The organism is Rhodopirellula baltica SH 1, assembly GCF_000196115.1.
In the GTDB taxonomy this organism is placed as follows: Bacteria; Planctomycetota; Planctomycetia; order Pirellulales; family Pirellulaceae; genus Rhodopirellula; species Rhodopirellula baltica.
This window is the reverse complement of record NC_005027.1, coordinates 3,728,940-3,745,515: the sequence shown is the minus strand read 5'-3', so window position 1 is coordinate 3,745,515 and position 16,576 is coordinate 3,728,940. Positions and strand designations below refer to the sequence as shown.

Genomic DNA, 16,576 nt, shown 5'->3' with positions numbered 1-16,576 from the left:
GTCTCGATCATGATCTGTCTTGGTCCGTCGTGAAGCTAAGCACCTATGAACGAAAGAAGGATTGCGATTGCAAGGCAAACAACAGCACCACAAATGGCGAAAGCGAAGAACGAGATCGTGTAGTACAACGAAGCCAGCGATACCGCGTCACCAAATGCCATGAGCTGATTGTCGCTCTTTGCTTGAATGATTCTTCGAAAAATCACTGCCGTCAGCATCAAACCAAAGATGATGCTGTATAGGAAGAATGTTGGGCCATACTGAAATGGTAAACTGTTCATCTGGAAAGAATCGTCTGCCAGAAGTCGGAATGACAGTCCATGGTTGAAGCCCACTGCCAGGTTGATTGACGCAACGACTAAACCGGAAACGAGCGAGCAACGAAAGGCATTCCAGTAAGGTATGTCTGAAAAATTGAGCCATGATGCAGCGAGTCTGAGCCAGATCGCACCTAACAAGCTTCCAATCCCTGCGCCGATTGCAAAGCCTACCAACCCTCCAAGCATTTTGAATGCGAAAAGCAAACTGTCATCCATTGTAGTATCCAGGTTGTATGGAATTGGGAGAAAAGGGGTGGCTTGTACATTCAGCAAACGCACACCAGGGGCCATGTGCAGGCAATCGGTATCCGCCTCATCAGGGGCGAGTATGACTGTCAGAAAGGATCGGGAAGTTCGATGTCATTGGGAATGCGATCGTGTTGCGAAATGAAACTGATCAATTCGTCGAAATAGCGGCAAGCAACGGTAGGTGCAATTCCCGCGTCATCGAGAACAGGGAATGCTCCGGAAAAGTCGAACTCTTCGGCATGAGGAAACCGTCTGTGTTTCGAAATGAAGTCACGCAGCTTTCGGAGTCGCGGAATGATGGCACGGGGCGATGTTTCACCAGGCGAGATTGGGGCTCCGGCCTGAATTGCACAAGATTCGCAAAGCCACTTCGATCAACCGTTTCCATCGGGTTCATGAATTTTGACGTGAAGGTCGTTTCTGCTCCTCGGGATTCGCAATTCATGGCTGTCGATGCTGGTTGTGGAACACCACAAACGCGGCGGAGTGGCGTTACTCCTCCGCATCGTCCCGGTTTGCCACATTCTAAGAGGAATGAGACTGGCGGGGTGATGCGGCAATGAATGCAGCGATGCCGACCAGCGATATCGGAATCACAATGCCCCAAAAAACATCAAACGCTTAGGAGTCTCGCGACGTTGCAACGATCCCGTTGGAGCTACCGACCGGAATGATGACCAAGTTTCGTTTTCCGACGTAGTCAGCAGTTCCGGCGTAAGCGTAGCCAGTCGAAACATTGCAGAAAATGGTGAGCAGCATGACTGCGACGAGCAGCACTGTGATGGCGGCGATCATTTTCTGAAATCGGGTCACAAGCAATGCATATAGGAAATCGAGGTCTTCGGTGGCAAAATGTCCAAGGTTGAATGACGAATCGCGATTTATCCGTCGGCTTCGGGGGATCGTATCGTTCGTTGGGCGTTGCTGCTTCGTAACCGCTTAGCAGCTTGGACTCATGTGACTTTTGCAGAATCAATCGATCCCTGGCATCGCGTCGCGGCTGTCTATCGTAGAGCCAGCAAGATCAGCCGTGCAAGCTTCTGCGTGATCAGTGGAGCAGCGGAAGTAGTGGGAAGGTTGAAAGCGAACAACCTTTGCGGGAGACGCCTTGCCAATGCCATTCCATCGGAGCGGACGGAGACGGGCCATCGTTGGAATGACGCGTCTAGTGGCGTGCCCGTTCCCGTTAGTTGATCACGCGTTCTGAGGTTTGCTCAGAGTGTGACCGCCGCATTCAGAGACGCGAAAGAGCTAGGAGAGACGCGACGCACGCATGACTGACCACGACTTTGCCTCGCACGACAAAATCAGCCGAGTCCTGTCACTGATCACGGCGATCGCAAAGGAACCGTTGCGAACACCAAAAGGTCCAAATGCCCGAAGATACCTGCTTAGTCCAGGATCCGTTCTTCTCGCACCATCCGTGTGACCGTGTACGAGATATGCTTGGTTCTCTGTTCGGGAACCATTTTGCAGACCGTGAAGTTGACGGTCTTTTCTCTGGGTTGCGGCACCATCTTGCAGACTGTGTATTGGGTGGTTTTCCCCGTCGCATCATCCCGTTTGGTTCGGGTTTCATGCACTGGCGTCATTTGCGTGTAATGAACGGTCTTGGTGCGTTGTTCGTAAACGGGCTTGGTCACGGTGTAGTGGACCGTTTTCTCTCGCTGTTCTCGGACTGGCCGCGTCACGAAATAGGTCGCAGGTTCCGCGGGCGAGACAGTGGTGCTCGCCGCCGCCATTTGCATGGAAGCAGTTTCATCGCGAGCGTCCCGAATCCCGGCGACGACGACCAGGGCGAAAGAAGATGCAACAAGTGCGATGCAGTGCGATTTGCGGATTTTCACGGCCTGTTCCTTGCGTTCGGAATTGCGATCCACCGGTTTATCGACCAATGGGATAGATTGGGTGAAGAGCATTTCGGCCGATGGTGCGATTTCGGCAACGTCCCAGACTTGTCCGGCCAAAGTCGGTTTTTCTGATGGAGCGAGTCGAAGAAGCCGCGTTCGTTTCATGTGTACGTGCTTAGAGACTTCGAATGACAAAGCGAATCTGCCCAGATTGCAATGGGGAAATGGAGAAGGGGTTCGTTCCCGACTTTTCCGACGGGACGGCTATGGTTGCGTGTTGGCATCCTGGTGTGCCTGAGAATCAAACCTTGATGGGCTTGCAGGTGAGTCGTGGGGCAATCAAGCACGACCGCAATGAATTGAAACCCATCACCACCTATCGGTGTGTAGCGTGTGGTTCATTGCGTTTCTATGCGAGTTGAAAGCAGGGGGCTGTCAATGGTCTGTCAAGTCACAGAGAGACGCCTTCGGGGGTGCCTCAAATGAACGGTCCAATCGAACTCGTCCTCATCGTTGCCGTCTGCTGCGTTTGCGTGATTATGGCGGTCGTGAAATAAGGTTGCCATCGCTCTCGTCCACCGAAACCAGCCATTGCGGATGCGACGGTCCGTGGCGCGATCGACACTGTTGTCAAATGAGTCAAGTGGTATTGGCTTTGAAGCTGTGTTGAATGCAACCACAGGCTGGAAGCTTATGCCACTTTTTCGGGGGCTGGTCAGTTGTTCGGGGGTGGTTGTAGTGGATGGTTGGGTTGCCGCGACTCTGCCGATAGCGGGGGGCAATTCGCCTTCGATTGTACCCGATCGTGACTTGCGGCTTGGTAAAATAGCGGGATGCAAATTGTGTCCATTCATCGAGTCGATCGCCCTGGCTCGCAACGGTATCGAGGGTGTTATCCGCATGCGCTCAGCTTCCAGCAACGAGGTTTGCTTGCCTTCGTCGCTGGGCTGTTCGTTTGTTTCGGGAGCAATGCCGCTTCGATGGCGGATGAGCTTGCCAATGAAGTCAAGTATCGTGAGCAGTTGTTGCCGTTGTTGCGGACTTACTGCTACGACTGCCATGGTGCCGAAGACGGTGAAGGCGGCGTTTCATTGGAAGCGGACGACACGGCGGCGAAGTTGGTCCAAGGTCGTGACCACTGGATGCGGGCTCTGGCGCAGGTCCGTTTAGGTACCATGCCACCGGCGGATTCGGAAGTGATGGATCCGGCCAGTCGAACTCGGATGATCGAACTGATTGATGAGTTGGCCAATGCGATCGATTGCGTACAAAATCCCAACGCCGGCAAAGTCACTCTGCGGCGTCTGAATCGTGCTGAGTATCGCAATACGATTCGAGACTTGGTTGGTGTGGATTACGCGCCCGCGGATGATTTTCCCGGCGACGATGTTGGCTACGGATTCGACAACATTGGGGATGTGCTCTCGTTGCCTCCATTGCTGATGGAGAAGTACCTTGATGCGGCGGAGACGATCATGGGCGAAGCGATCTACACGCCGCCACCGCCTGAACTGTTTGAGTTGGAACGTTCTCCGGCGACTTTGATCGGGGCGGACAAGTTCAATGTCCGGAGCCATTTGGTGATGTCATCCAACGGCACGGTCACGCTGCAGTTTGATGCTCCGTTCAGCGGGACCTACACGTTGGTGCTGAGTCTAAGTGGAGACCAAGGCGGCGATGAACCGGTTCGAGTGGAAGTCACGGACGGGCGGCGAGCGATTCCCGTGGAGGTGAAAGAGAGCGAGCCAACGGACAAGACGGTCGCGTTTCGATTGGGGAAAGGCACCCGCCAAATCGACATATCGTTTTTGAATGACTATTACGTCAAAGACAAGATCGACCGCAACCTGCACGTTCATCATGTAAAGGTGAGCGGCGTTGAGCAACGCAGTCAATTTGTTTCTTCCCCGGACTTGCCGGTCACTCATCGGGTGCTGTTGTTTGAAACCCCGGGCAACGACGATGAATTCGTAGATGCCGCGAAAGCGGTGTTGGGGCGATTTGCGAGCCGGGCTTATCGGCGGCCGATTGGCAAGTCAGAGCTGGGGCGTTTGGTTGATTTGGCGTCGCAGGTTCACGAAAACGGTGGTTCGTTTGAAGAGAGCATGCAGGTTGCGATGCAAGCCGTGCTGGTTTCGCCGTATTTCCTGTTTCGAGTCGAACGCCCGCGGAAGCCAGGCCCAGATGGTGTGATGCCGCTGATCAACCAGTATGAATTGGCAACCCGAATTTCGTACTTCTTATGGAGCAGTATGCCGGACGATGAGCTGTTGCGGATGGCACATCGTGGTCAGCTTCGTGATCGCCGGATGCTGCTGGAGAAAGTCGGGCGGATGATCAAGAGCCCCAAGGCGAGTCGCTTCGTCGACAACTTTGCCTCGCAGTGGTTGCAGCTTCGCAACTTGGAAATCGTCCAGCCTGATACGCGGATTTATCGTGGTTTCGATGATGAAGTTCGCGAAGCGATGCGGGTGGAGACGTTGATGTTCTTTTCGGAGGTGATGCGAAACAATTTGCCCGTGACGGAATTGCTGAGTGCCAACTTCACTTACATGAACGAAACGCTCGCGAAGTTTTATGGCATCAATGACGTCCGTGGCAATGAGTTTCGAAAGGTGTCTTTGACGGGAACACCCCGGGGAGGATTACTAACCCACGCCAGCGTTTTGACCGTGACCAGCAACCCAACGCGAACCAGTCCCGTGAAGCGAGGGAAATGGATCCTCGACAATCTGCTCAACACTCCTCCTCCGCCGGCGCCGCCGAATATCCCGGAGCTCGAGAAGGGGAAGCTGGTCGGTTCGCTTCGGGAACGCATGGAGCAGCATCGGTCCAATCCAGCCTGTGCGGCATGTCACAACATGATGGATCCGTTGGGGTTTGCGCTCGAGAATTTTGATGCCGTGGGGCGTTGGCGAACGCGTGATGGACGTGACGAGATTGACGCCAGTGGTTCGATGCCCGACGGGACCTCGTTTGACGGTATCAATGGACTGCGAGATTTGTTGACGTCGCAGCGAAGCGAGCAGTTTGTTCGATGTTTGGCTGAGAAGATGTTGATCTACGCGTTGGGGCGTGGGACGGAATATTATGACAAGTGTGCAATGGATAAAATCACGGCTGATGTTCGTGCGCACGATTACAAATTCGCTTACTTGATCGCTGCGATCATCCAGAGCGATCCATTTCAGAAGCAAGGGTATCGGGAACCATGAGTCAATCGCCTCGTACTTTGTCGCGACGTTTTGTTCTTCGTGGGTTGGGAACCGCGGTGGCATTGCCATTGTTGGATGTGATGAGTCCCACGCGGTTGTTGGCGGCCACATCAAATGGTGGACCGCCACCATTGCGAATGGGGTTTTTCTATGTGCCCAACGGCATACACATGCCTGCATGGACACCACAGAAAGAGGGCCGCGGATTTGAATTGACGCCGACGTTGCAGAAGCTGGCTGAGAACAAAGATTCGATCAGCGTGTTGTCTGGGTTGACCTTGGACGGAGCCCGGGCACATGGCGATGGAGGCGGTGACCATGCACGCAGTGTGGCAGCATTCCTGACAGGCGCTCACCCTCGGAAGACCAACGGGGCCGACATTCAAAATGGTGTCTCGGTCGACCAGGTTGCGGCCCAATATGTCGGCGATCGAACCCGGTTTGCTTCTTTGGAATTGGGCTTGGAAGCGAGCAGTCAGGCTGGCAATTGTGACAGCGGATACAGTTGCGCTTACGCATCGAACATGTCATGGCGTGGGCCGACCAATCCGATGGCCAAAGAGACTGATCCTCGGGCCTTGTTCGATCGATTGTTCGCGGGGCAAACGGTGAAGGAGACAAGGCGGGCCAAAAGCGAGCGAGAGAAGTATCGAAAGAGCATCTTGGATTTTGTCTCGGAGGATGCGAAGCGTTTGCATGCTCATCTGCCGATTGTCGATCGTCGCAAGTTGGACGAGTACCTGTATTCCATTCGCGATGTTGAGAAGCGATTGGACGGTGCGGAAAAGCTGGGGCTGACAGAAGAAGGCGTGCCGGATTATCCGCGACCCAGTGGCGTGCCTCAGGAGTTGTCACGGCACAGCGATCTGATGATGGACATGGTCGCGCTCGCGTACCAAACCGATAGCACACGGATTTTGTCGTTCATGTTCACCAACGCGGGGAGCAATCGGGCTTACAAAGAGATCGGCGTCAACGAAGGGCACCATGAGCTTTCGCACCACGGCAAGAGCGAGCACAAGCAGGCTGAGATTGCGAAGATCAATTCGTTCCATGCGGAGCGATTCAATTACCTGCTGTCGCGATTGAAGCTGATTCGCGAGGGCGATGGATCGCTACTGGATCACTGCATGATTGTTTATGGCAGCGGGATCAGTGACGGAGACCGGCACAATCACGATGACTTGCCGATTCTGTTGGCCGGAGGCGGCGGAGGACGGATTCGTGCTGGCCAGCATGTTCGGTACAAGAATGGAACGCCGCTATGCAATCTTTATCTGTGGATGATGAAGCAGATGGGCGCGAACGCCGACAGTTTTGGCGACAGCAACAGCGTCTTGCAGGGATTGGGGTGATCGCCGGGTTGACCCAATGGGCAAGTGAATGCTCAAGGGGCGACGGTTGGTTTGGGAAGTTTCGAAAGCATGACAGCTGTGTCGGGAGCTTGGCCGGAGTAAAAGGAGACGTAGTGAGTGTCGCCGATGACGGTGGCATTGGCGTTGCCCGAATCCCATGGAAGCGGACTGCCGGTGGCGACTGCTTCTGAAGCGGGCCAGTGCAGCGGGTTTTCAAAAACAAGGTCTGGATCAACCACTCGTCGCCGCAAGATGCCTCGGCCACGTTCGTAGTAGTAGTTGCTCAACAAGCCCGTTTCAGCGTCGAGAATGAGGCTGGGGGTGGAGGCGTAGATATCGCCGATGTTGGTTTGCTGACGCTTCCACGTGGCACCGTTGTCTGTTGAGACCATTTGAAATTGAGCTGGGCTACTTTCCGTCCTTGCAACAGCGAGAATCCTGCCATCGCCGAGATAGACAGCAGAGGGTTCAGTGGGCCAGTCCGCTTTCAGCAGCCCGGACTCGACGGGAGTCTGAGTCCATGTGACGCCATCGTCGGGGCTGGTCATCACGCCCCATGAGTGAACGGCTTGGTCGCTGTAGTTTCCTGCGAACCACAATGCCATCAGCCCAACATCGGGCACCGCGAAGACATCGGTGATCTGCATCGGTTGGATCGCGAGTTCCGGAGTCGCTATCAGCGTGAAGGACACGCCATCGGTGGTGCTATAAAGGTCGTGGTGTCGCTGTTTCCCAACTCGGCGTACCCAGAGCAGCATCGCTCCCGTGGAATCCAGGCCTTTCCCGACGGTGACCTCGCCGAAGCCAGGGGTGTTCGCGATGACGGTTTCCGCCGTCCACGACTTTCCGCCGTCGACCGAGGTGCGTGCATACACCGCGCGAGCGTCTTCGTTGATTGAGTGTGCTGAGCCCCGGCTATAGGTGCAGACGAGTTTCTCTCCGATGGCTTGAGTCATCGGCCACGAGTTGTATCCGCTCACATCCTGGACAACATGAGCCTCTGCTGGGGCGTTCAGTGGTGTCACCTTCACGACCGCCAGTCCCGTGGGGCGAGTGAAGGTATCGCCAGGCAAGCCTGGTTCTCGTTGGATGCGCACCGTCAGCGGCGCGTTGGGGACCACTTCATAGTAAGATTCCAGGACGATAGTGCGGGAGTGGAGCGGGCCGGCAGGAAGTGGTGTTCGCACGGGTTTGCCCAAGGTGTATCCCGTTGTGAACGGTGCGTCCTCGACCATTTGTGACAAGTGAACCCGGTAGAGATCTTCTAGTTCCGGGCTGGTTCCCGCATCGGTGGACGTCACGATGATTTCGACCTTCACCGCATGGCACTCACTGGGAAGTCCGTTGACAATGCCGGCGACCGATTGCCCTTTGGTGCCTCCAGACAACGACCACACTGGGATGTGAGTGGATCCCTTCGACATGATGACAAGCGAAGGTTTTCCGGTTGCGATCGACAAATCATTCGCGGTCAGGTAGATCGCCGGTAAGGTCCGCGGGTTGGGGGCCCGTTCTTCCGACGCTTCTTCGGTATCTTTCGTCGCAAACGCGATGTTTTGACTGGGCGAAATCGCCAGCGTCAGTGCGAGGAACACGAGCGGTAGGCAGGGGCACGTGAACGGCGATTTCATGGCACTCAGATTAGGTGGGGCAGTTGATGGTGGGCCCACATTGTAGCCGTCGCTGAACAGCACCGTTTGAGAACCGGACCTTGAATTGGCCTAGGAAGCCGTTGAAAGCAGGCGGTTTGAGTGAGGGAACGAGACTCGAGTTTTCGTTGCTGGTAACATCAAGCGTGGCACCGTCGGGTTTGTTGTTGGGGCGGTGCGAGTTGATTCGTATCGGCTCGTTCACGCGTGGCGAAATGCTCGCGGTGGTGTTGGTACGCCGCTGTGCAGCCTTCATCTGTGGATGATGAAGCGGATGGAAGCGGACGCGGATCGTGTTGGCGATCGCGACGGTATGTTACAAGGATTGGGACAGGCAAAGGTTTGAAACGTTCAGCACAGATCGCGAGGCGTTTGCTGCCGATGGTGTTGGTCATTGTCGGCGTGTGCGGGCTGGTCAGCGGTGTCGGGGTTGAGTTGGCTGGTGACTGGTTGAATGTCGGTCGCGATGCGGGGCCGTTGGCGTTTGTGGTATTGGGAACGTTGGCGATGTGTCTGTTCGTTCCTAAAACGTTTGTGTCCATTGCGGCGGGATCAGTCTTTGGCCTGATGGTTGGTGGGCCAACGCTTGCTGTCACCGCGGTCGTGTCGGCTTGGGTGAACTATCACTTAGGCCGGTGGTCGCTGGGGCATTCTTCGATCGATGTTGAGGCGGAAGGGACCGACGCGTCATGGCGAGAAGCTCTGCGGATCATTCGGTCGGGGGCTCGCGAAGCAAATTTAGGAACGCATTTGTTGGTGCGTTTGTCGCCAATTCCAACGACGATCATCAGCTACACGATGGGAGCTTCCCGAGCACGTCAGGTTCCGTACTTGGCCGCGGCGTTGTTGGCTGCCGGGCCGCAGTTGCTGTGGGTTCATTGCGGAGCGATGGCGACCGAAACGATGAGCACCGTGGCTGAGGCTGGGGTCTCTGGGGCGACCGGCTCGAGTTTGACTCGTTGGTTGGGTTTGGTCACATCGGTGATTGCCGCTGTGTTGCTGTCGGTTTTGGTGCCCAGGCACATTTGGCGGCAGCGAGCGAGAGGATTGGCCGCGGCGGAATTGGCGGCTGACCAGAACGCTTGAGCCGAGCGGCAGTTCTGAGGAGTGCCGTGTGACCGGCGACCCAGTGACAGTCTGCTGGATCTTCGCCGGATCTCTGCCCAGATCGATCTGAGGCAGCATTTTGCGCCAGATTTCGACCGCGCATCGAAAAAGGTCCTGACGGAACAGGACCTTTGGGTGATTTCGTGGTCTCAGATTTAGTGGCCGGTCAGCGGGGATTCGCGACGCTGGCCAAAAAATTGGCCCGAATCAGGCGGTTTGAGCTGCGTTCTTGATCAGGTTGTTCAGTCGGCTCTTGGTGCGAGCAGCAGCGTTCTTGTGGATCAAGTTGTTCGCTGCGGCACGGTCCAGTTTCTTTTGAGCGACTTTGAACTCGTTCTTGGCAGTTTCCAGATCGTTGTTTTCGACAGCTTCACGGACACGGCGAATCGTCGATCGCATGTTGCTACGAGTGGCACGATTGAGCAAACGACGTTTTTCGTTTTGACGCAGACGTTTCGAGGCGCTTGAAGTGTTTGGCATTTCGCTCGGAGTGTCCGGCGGACACGCTTAGGTAGGGAACGGATCAAATTGGTCAAAATTTGGAATCGAGGAGTATGACGTCCATTCAGCCGACTGTCCAGGTCAACGGAGAAGTTCCATAATCTTGTTTTCCAACCTTATTTATCGCGAAAAAGCTTCAACTCCTTGAATTCTGAACTTGCTCTTTCTGAAACAACACCGGGATTCGTCGCATTGGTGGGGGCAGGACCCGGCCACCCCGGACTGCTGACACTCCGCGGACGCGAATGCCTGCAGGATTGCGAGGTCGTCCTTTACGACGGGCTGAGCAATGTCGAAATGCTGGTGCACGCCCCGCAGGCGGTTCATCAATGCGTCGGCAAGCATGGCCAATCTCGTATTTGGAAGCAGGATGAAATCATCGCCGAGATGATCCGGCACGCCAAAGAGGGCAAACGTGTCGTGCGTCTGAAGGGGGGCGACCCGGCGGTGTTCGCCAGGACCAGCGAAGAGGTCAACGCGTTGAAGGCGGAGCGGATTCCGTTTGAGATCGTCCCGGGAATCACCGCGGCATTGGCGGCGGGATCGTATGCGGGCATTCCGATCACGCATCGCGGAATTGCCTCGGCGGTGGCTTTGGTGACCGGTCACGAGGAACCAGGCAAGGCAAAATCGGATTTGGATTGGCCAGCACTGGCAAGATTTCCCGGAACGTTGGTGATCTATATGGGAGTCACGACGGCGAAGCAGTGGACTGACGCGTTGATTGGCAGCGGCAAGGATCCCAAGACACCCTGCGCAATTCTGCGGCGATGCAGTTTGCCGGACCAGCAGAAGATTCAATGTCGGTTGGACGAGGTCGCCGGGCACCTGACTCCCGCCAGCAAATTTCGTCCGCCGGTGATCACGATTGTTGGCGAGGTCACTGGGTTGGCTGAGTCGATGGATTGGTTCAGCCGTCGACCGCTCTCGGGAAAAAATGTCTTGGTCACACGTCCGAAGGACCAAGCGAACCAGTTGGCAAAACCGCTCGAAGAATTGGGGGCCAACGTGATCGTGCAACCGGCGATCAAGATTTGCCCGCCGGATGACTGGTCGGAAGTGGATGCTGCGATTGATCAGATCGAGACTTTTGATTCGTTGGTCTTCACGAGCCGCAACGGCGTGAAGAGTTTTCTAGATCGTTTGCTCGATGTCGGCCGTGACATGCGTTGCTTGGGCGGTCTGAAGATCGCGGTTGTCGGTGACGCGACGGCGAATGTCTTGGCAACCTATCATTTGCGAGCTGACTGGATCCCCGAGTCTTTTGATGCGGACGCATTGTTGACGACTTTGCAAAACGCCGAACCACCACTGAAGTCAACTTTGGTTGTGCGGACTCAGCGTGGCCGAGATGTCGTCACGGATGGCTTGCGTGCCTCAGGCACTCAAGTGCGTGAGGTGGTCGCTTATGAGAACTGGGACGTGCCCGAGATGGATCCAGCGACACGCGGCAAAATCGACGAGCAACCACTGGACTGGATCACGTTGACCAGTCCCGCGACAGCGAGGAATGTTCACCGTTGGTTGGGTGATTTCATCGGCGAGACCAGAATCGCGGTGATCAGTCCGCTGACCGCCCAAACCGTTCGCGAATTGGGATGGCGCGTCGACGCGGTCGCTGCGTCTGCCACAATGCAATCTTTGACCCAAGCGATTCTAGACGCGGAGACAACATGATTCCTAAACGTTACCGCCAGATGCATGCTGATCACCCTGAATACATGCGTGCTTATGAGGACTTGGGCAAGGCCGCTCGAGAGTCGGGGCCTTTGAATGACCGCGAGGTGGCGCTGGTCAAATTGGCGATTTCCTTGGGCGCAGGTTTGGAAGGTGCCGCGCATTCTCATTGTCGCAAAGCGCTCGAGGCGGGTTGCACGCCGGATGATCTGCGGCACGTGGCGATGCTATCCGCACCGACGATTGGTTTCCCCACGATGATGCGTGCGAAGTCGTGGGTGGAAGACGTGATTGACCCCAAACCTGAATGATGGATCGGGTTTCATTCATGGTCAGAATCGAAGTTTGATTGGATCAGAGAGTGACCCAGCCCGGTCGAGTCGGGCGACTGCCGCGTTGGCGATGGGTGGCTTGGAGTGCTGGCATCCAAAGCAGGTGCTGAGCGATCGTGATCAGCGACTTCGGATCGATCGGTTTGAAGAGGCAATGTGTGGGAGCGATCTCGCTTTCGGTTTTCTTTTCGAGTCCTGCCCATTTGGAATCGGCCAACAAGACGACAGGCAGATTTTGAAATGGAGAGAACTGGCGGATCTGCTGGACAATTGTCAGCACGCTCATGGGATCGTCGGCCACATCCCAGATCAGCAGGTCGATAGCGAATTTGGTTGACGAATGATCCGATGCATCGGAATGGCCCGGTTGTGGATGGCCTTCATCAATCCGAACTTGAAGCTTTGGCAAGGTCGAGGTGTCGTCGGACAATTCCAGTTCAAACGCTTTTAAGACTGCGTCCGTGCTGCGAGCACAAATGCATCGCATGCCTTCGTGATGCAGAACACCTGCGGTGGCCAAGAGAGAGAGAGGTTTCGGGTCCGCGATCACGACGGTAGAGGTCGTCGATTTCTTGTCAGGAACGCTTGGATTTCCAGGCGTGTTCGAATTTCCGGGCATGTTCGAAGCGGAGTTGTTCACAGGATTGGATGTCATCAGACGGCCAGGAGTATCAATGAGAACGATCTTCGACGAAACAAACCCACCCACACACTTTTGGAGTTGTGCAATCGCACGATGGTATTCCAAGTCCGTCGGCGCCGACGACTTGTGACGGTTTTGGAAGTGAGCCGGGACGCCATATCGGTGGCGAGATGAATTCGAAATACGCCATTGGAAGCTACTTCTGCAAGCTCAGAAGCTGCCTTTCGGTGGGGAAGTTTGCTTTGCTAGGGTCGAATCATGATTGGTGAATACAAAATCAACCGAACCACCCGCCGCTGCAGCGTCGGCGATCGTCCTTTGGAGCCAGGCGAGGTCTATTATTCCGTCGTTTTCGAATCCGATGAGGATTTCAAACGGATCGATATTGCCGGGGACGCTTGGAAAGGACCACCGGATGACGCGATCGGTTGGTGGAAGAACCGCGTGCCGAAAGCGGAAGAAAAGAAACGCGAAGTTGCACCGCCGGAAGTTCTGATCGAACTGCTGCGATCGATGGCGGACCAACCCGCGGCAGCAAAAAGTCGATTCCTATTGGCCCTGCTGCTGTTACGCAAACGACATTTGAAAACCATCGAGCCCACCGCAACCGGTTCGCCGATCGGCGCTCCCGAACAAGATCCACGTGATGATGGCGACGGGGACGCACCGAAGCCAGTGTCTCGCGAAACGATGATGCTGATGTCCAACTTGGACCAATCGACGATGGAAGTGGAAGTGGTGGCGATCGGCCCGTCCGAAGCTGGCAAGCTCCAAGATGAATTGATTGATTTGATTTACCGTGACGTCGACGAACTCCCTGAATGAGAATTGACGCCGATGCTTTCCACCTTCTCATTGCCCAAGTTCTCTTTGCCGGCATTGATTCGTATGAGTGATCGACACCTCGCGTTGGTCGGTGTGATCGCGATGCTTGGCTTGCTGGCGCAGACGACCGGATGCGTTCGGGCGGTATCGAACACGACCTTCCCAGCTCCACCGGTAGTTCTGCATGAGTCGCCTGACATCTACCAGCTTGCCGCGGCGGTCAATCGAACCGATGTGGTTCAACAGTTGTCGACAAACTCAGCCAAGTTGGATGTGTTGTCGATGCCGGCGGTTCCAAAGCTCAATGCAACCGTCAACCTACAACGAGAGAAGCGTTTTCGTATGAAGGCCAGCGTCCCGGTCATCATGGGAGCAGGCATTGATTTGGGGAGCAACGAGAACGAGTTTTGGTTCGAAGTCCCGGAGAACATGACTTCCAAAACGTTGTACTACGCCAATCACGAACAATACGCGAAGCAGCTTAATCGTTCGATCTTGCCGGTGGATCCGAGTTGGTTGATCGAAGCGATCGGTTTGGCTCGATTGGACCCGAGTTCTGTGATCGGGGTTCCAGTGCTTCGCAGTGACGGATTGATTGAAGTCCGGACGTCCGTGCATACATCATCGGGTATGTACCAACGAGTGATCTTTATCGAGCCCTCAGCGGGATACGTGACGAATTTGTTCTTGTATTCGCCGGATGGTCGGCAAGTCGCGAAAAGTGTTTCTTCGGATCATCGGTTCAACGAAGCGGCGAACGTCGTTTTGCCACACCGAGTCAAGATGGAACTGTTCCCCGCCGCCGGTCCACCCTTGGCGATGCAGTTGGAAGTCGCTTCTTACACAGTCAACCAATTGTTGTCCGGCGATCCCGATTTGTTCACGATGCCGACGACGAACCCAAACCAAGTGAACTTGGTCCAAATGTCAGGCATGACTTCGCCGGGAGGATTCGGTAGCACTGCGACGGGTTCGATGGGGTTCAGCTCCGCATCGACGGGCCAAATCGTGCCCGCGTCGGAATCCTCTTGGACTCAGGCGCCAATGAATCCGTCAGCGGGAATGCAGGGATCGGGAATGCAGGGATCGGGAATGCAGGGTTACGGTGTAGCCGGTCCGGCGGCCTATTCCGCCAATGCTCCTACCGGACCTCCGCTTCGAGGACTTCGCTAGCGATCGACCCCAATTGATAGCAATTGGGGGTGTTCGATGATGGATCATGCTGCGGCAGCAAGCGTTTTCCACAAAGCGGTTCTGGGCGAACGTATGTTTGAGCGTTTTAGCAGCCTGCCCACGAAAACGGCATGCAACGGCCCGGCATTCGCTGCTGTCGAGGAAGGACCTGATTGTTGCCAAATGGGCATGCACACGGTCCAATGCAAGTTCCATCTTCGTAACCATGGTGTGGCCCAGAACAGGGACGAATGAACGACCGCGAAACCGAAATCAATGAAGAGCCCGTCGACGATGGGGCTGCTGCCTCGGATGTCGAGGCGTCGTCTGATACTGCGGTTCCGTCCAAAGTGTTGCAGGATTTCAGCCAAGGGTTTCGGCAAGCCAACCGGAAGGTCAAGACATTCCCGCAATCGCCGGGCGTGTACCTGATGAAAGATTCCGCCGGCGTGGTCATTTACGTCGGCAAGGCGAAGAACCTTCGTTCTCGTGCGAGCAGTTATTTCTTAAAGGCGGCCAGCGAGGACGCTCGCACTGCCGATTGGATTGGTGACATCGCCGACATCGATTTTGTCGAAACCGAAAGCGAAGTCGACGCGTTGCTGATGGAGTCCCGGTTGATCAAGGACATTCAGCCGCGGAACAACAAAGAGCTGAAGGACGACAAGTCGTTTCCCTATTTGATGATCACCACGCGAGAGGAATTCCCGCGGGTGGAAGTGACGCGAGAACCACCGTCCAAAGGTGTGAAGCTATACGGTCCGTTTACCAGTGCCGGAGCTCTTCGCGGAGCGATCCAGGTGATGCAGCGGATCTTCAAATTTCGAACATGCTCGCTTGACATCAGTGAATCCGATGAACGGTGGCAGTGGTTTCGGCCGTGTTTGTTGGCGAGCATCAACCAGTGCACCGCGCCGTGCAACTTTCGAATCAGCAAAGAAGATTACCGCCGCGACATCAAGCGTTTGCAAACGTTTCTTGACGGTGGAAAGACGAAGTTGCTGCGAGAGATGCGAGGCGAAATGAAGGCCGCTAGCAAGGCTTTGGATTTTGAGCGAGCCGCGGTTCTGCGCGACGAAATCAATATGATCGAGCGACTGGAAGAACGAGGCGAACTGGATACCCATGCTCAGCCCGAGGTCTTTTATATCGATCCGCAAAAAGGATTGGCGGGACTCAAGAAAGTGTTGGGATTGTCGGAAACGCCTCGCGTGATCGAAGGCGTCGACATCGCTCACTTGGGAGGGAACGAAACGGTTGCCAGTCTCGTCCAATTCATCGACGGGTTGCCGTTCAAGCCTGGATACCGACGATTTCGCATTCAGGAAGTCAAAGGCATCGACGACTTTCGCAGCATTTACGAAGTTGTGTCGCGGCGTTTTCGCGGCTTGTCAGATCGACAGGAATCTTTTCCGGACGTGTTGTTGATCGATGGTGGCAAAGGTCAATTGAACGCGGCAATGGCGGCGTTTCGGGATCAGGACATCCAGCCGCCAACCGTGATTAGCCTTGCGAAACGCGATGAAGAGATTTTTCGACCGGGAATTTCGGAACCGTTGAAATTGAGCAAAAACGCGTTTGCACTGCGTTTGCTGCAGTATGTTCGTGACGAATCGCACCGGTTTGCACAACACTATCACCACATTTTGCGTAGTAAATCCAGTCTCGAGCGGTGAACCT

General features: G+C 55.3%; 15 protein-coding genes. 9 read left to right on the top strand and 6 right to left on the bottom strand.

Annotated features, from left to right (window positions below; all coding sequences use genetic code 11):
- Positions 1–35 precede the first annotated feature (35 nt).
- From RB_RS28115 to RB_RS14365, 3 genes are all read right to left on the bottom strand, one after another.
- Positions 36–611: a hypothetical protein gene (locus tag RB_RS28115; RefSeq protein WP_011121220.1), complete on the bottom strand. Its 576-nt coding sequence runs from the start codon at positions 609–611 to the stop codon at positions 36–38.
- A 579-nt stretch (positions 612–1,190) separates the two neighbouring features.
- Entirely contained in the window at positions 1,191–1,364 is a 174-nt protein-coding gene (locus RB_RS28110) for a hypothetical protein (protein ID WP_231845651.1), read from the bottom strand.
- A 596-nt stretch (positions 1,365–1,960) separates the two neighbouring features.
- Positions 1,961–2,584 (bottom strand): hypothetical protein, encoded by a 624-nt coding sequence (locus RB_RS14365; RefSeq protein WP_231845650.1) that lies wholly within the window; start codon positions 2,582–2,584, stop codon positions 1,961–1,963.
- Positions 2,585–2,607: 23 nt separating this feature from the next.
- Between RB_RS14365 and RB_RS28565 the strand changes: the two genes are divergently transcribed.
- From RB_RS28565 to RB_RS14355, 3 genes are all read left to right on the top strand, one after another.
- Positions 2,608–2,841, top strand: a complete 234-nt coding sequence (locus RB_RS28565; RefSeq protein ID WP_011121214.1) for a PF20097 family protein — start codon at positions 2,608–2,610, stop codon at positions 2,839–2,841.
- Between the two features lie 411 nt (positions 2,842–3,252).
- The gene (locus RB_RS14360; protein ID WP_011121212.1) at positions 3,253–5,634 is read left to right on the top strand and encodes a DUF1592 domain-containing protein; all 2,382 of its coding nucleotides are present in this window, start codon (positions 3,253–3,255) and stop codon (positions 5,632–5,634) included.
- On the top strand, positions 5,631–6,989 hold the full coding sequence (locus RB_RS14355) for a DUF1552 domain-containing protein (RefSeq protein ID WP_011121211.1): 1,359 nt from the start codon (positions 5,631–5,633) through the stop codon (positions 6,987–6,989). Before RB_RS14360 ends, RB_RS14355 begins: the two co-directional genes overlap by 4 nt.
- A 32-nt stretch (positions 6,990–7,021) precedes the next feature.
- Here RB_RS14355 and RB_RS14350 read toward each other — a convergent pair whose 3' ends face one another.
- Entirely contained in the window at positions 7,022–8,620 is a 1,599-nt protein-coding gene (locus RB_RS14350) for an exo-alpha-sialidase (RefSeq protein ID WP_231845649.1), read from the bottom strand.
- 360 nt (positions 8,621–8,980) lie between these two features.
- Between RB_RS14350 and RB_RS14345 the strand changes: the two genes are divergently transcribed.
- Positions 8,981–9,724, top strand: coding sequence for a VTT domain-containing protein (locus tag RB_RS14345; protein ID WP_011121207.1), 744 nt, complete (start codon positions 8,981–8,983; stop codon positions 9,722–9,724).
- Between the two features lie 228 nt (positions 9,725–9,952).
- Here the strand turns inward: RB_RS14345 and rpsT are convergent, their stop codons facing one another.
- On the bottom strand, positions 9,953–10,225 hold the full coding sequence (gene rpsT, locus RB_RS14340; RefSeq protein ID WP_007326150.1) for a 30S ribosomal protein S20: 273 nt from the start codon (positions 10,223–10,225) through the stop codon (positions 9,953–9,955).
- Between the two features lie 165 nt (positions 10,226–10,390).
- Between rpsT and cobA the strand changes: the two genes are divergently transcribed.
- Together cobA and RB_RS14330 are read left to right on the top strand one after the other, a co-directional pair.
- Positions 10,391–11,923 (top strand): uroporphyrinogen-III C-methyltransferase, encoded by a 1,533-nt coding sequence (gene cobA / locus RB_RS14335; protein ID WP_011121206.1) that lies wholly within the window; start codon positions 10,391–10,393, stop codon positions 11,921–11,923.
- On the top strand, positions 11,920–12,234 hold the full coding sequence (locus tag RB_RS14330) for a carboxymuconolactone decarboxylase family protein (RefSeq protein ID WP_008664575.1): 315 nt from the start codon (positions 11,920–11,922) through the stop codon (positions 12,232–12,234). Before cobA ends, RB_RS14330 begins: the two co-directional genes overlap by 4 nt.
- A 43-nt stretch (positions 12,235–12,277) precedes the next feature.
- Here the strand turns inward: RB_RS14330 and RB_RS14325 are convergent, their stop codons facing one another.
- Positions 12,278–12,874, bottom strand: coding sequence for a hypothetical protein (locus tag RB_RS14325; protein ID WP_231845648.1), 597 nt, complete (start codon positions 12,872–12,874; stop codon positions 12,278–12,280).
- Between the two features lie 282 nt (positions 12,875–13,156).
- On the opposite strand from RB_RS14325, the gene RB_RS14320 reads away from it, so the two are divergent.
- From RB_RS14320 to RB_RS14310, 3 genes are all read left to right on the top strand, one after another.
- Positions 13,157–13,723 (top strand): hypothetical protein, encoded by a 567-nt coding sequence (locus RB_RS14320; protein WP_007326145.1) that lies wholly within the window; start codon positions 13,157–13,159, stop codon positions 13,721–13,723.
- A gap of 12 nt (positions 13,724–13,735) precedes the next feature.
- Complete coding sequence (locus tag RB_RS14315) at positions 13,736–14,896, top strand: hypothetical protein (protein WP_164922032.1); 1,161 nt, start codon at positions 13,736–13,738, stop codon at positions 14,894–14,896.
- Between the two features lie 251 nt (positions 14,897–15,147).
- Positions 15,148–16,572, top strand: coding sequence for an excinuclease ABC subunit UvrC (locus RB_RS14310; RefSeq protein WP_011121201.1), 1,425 nt, complete (start codon positions 15,148–15,150; stop codon positions 16,570–16,572).
- The last annotated feature ends 4 nt before the right edge of the window (positions 16,573–16,576 follow it).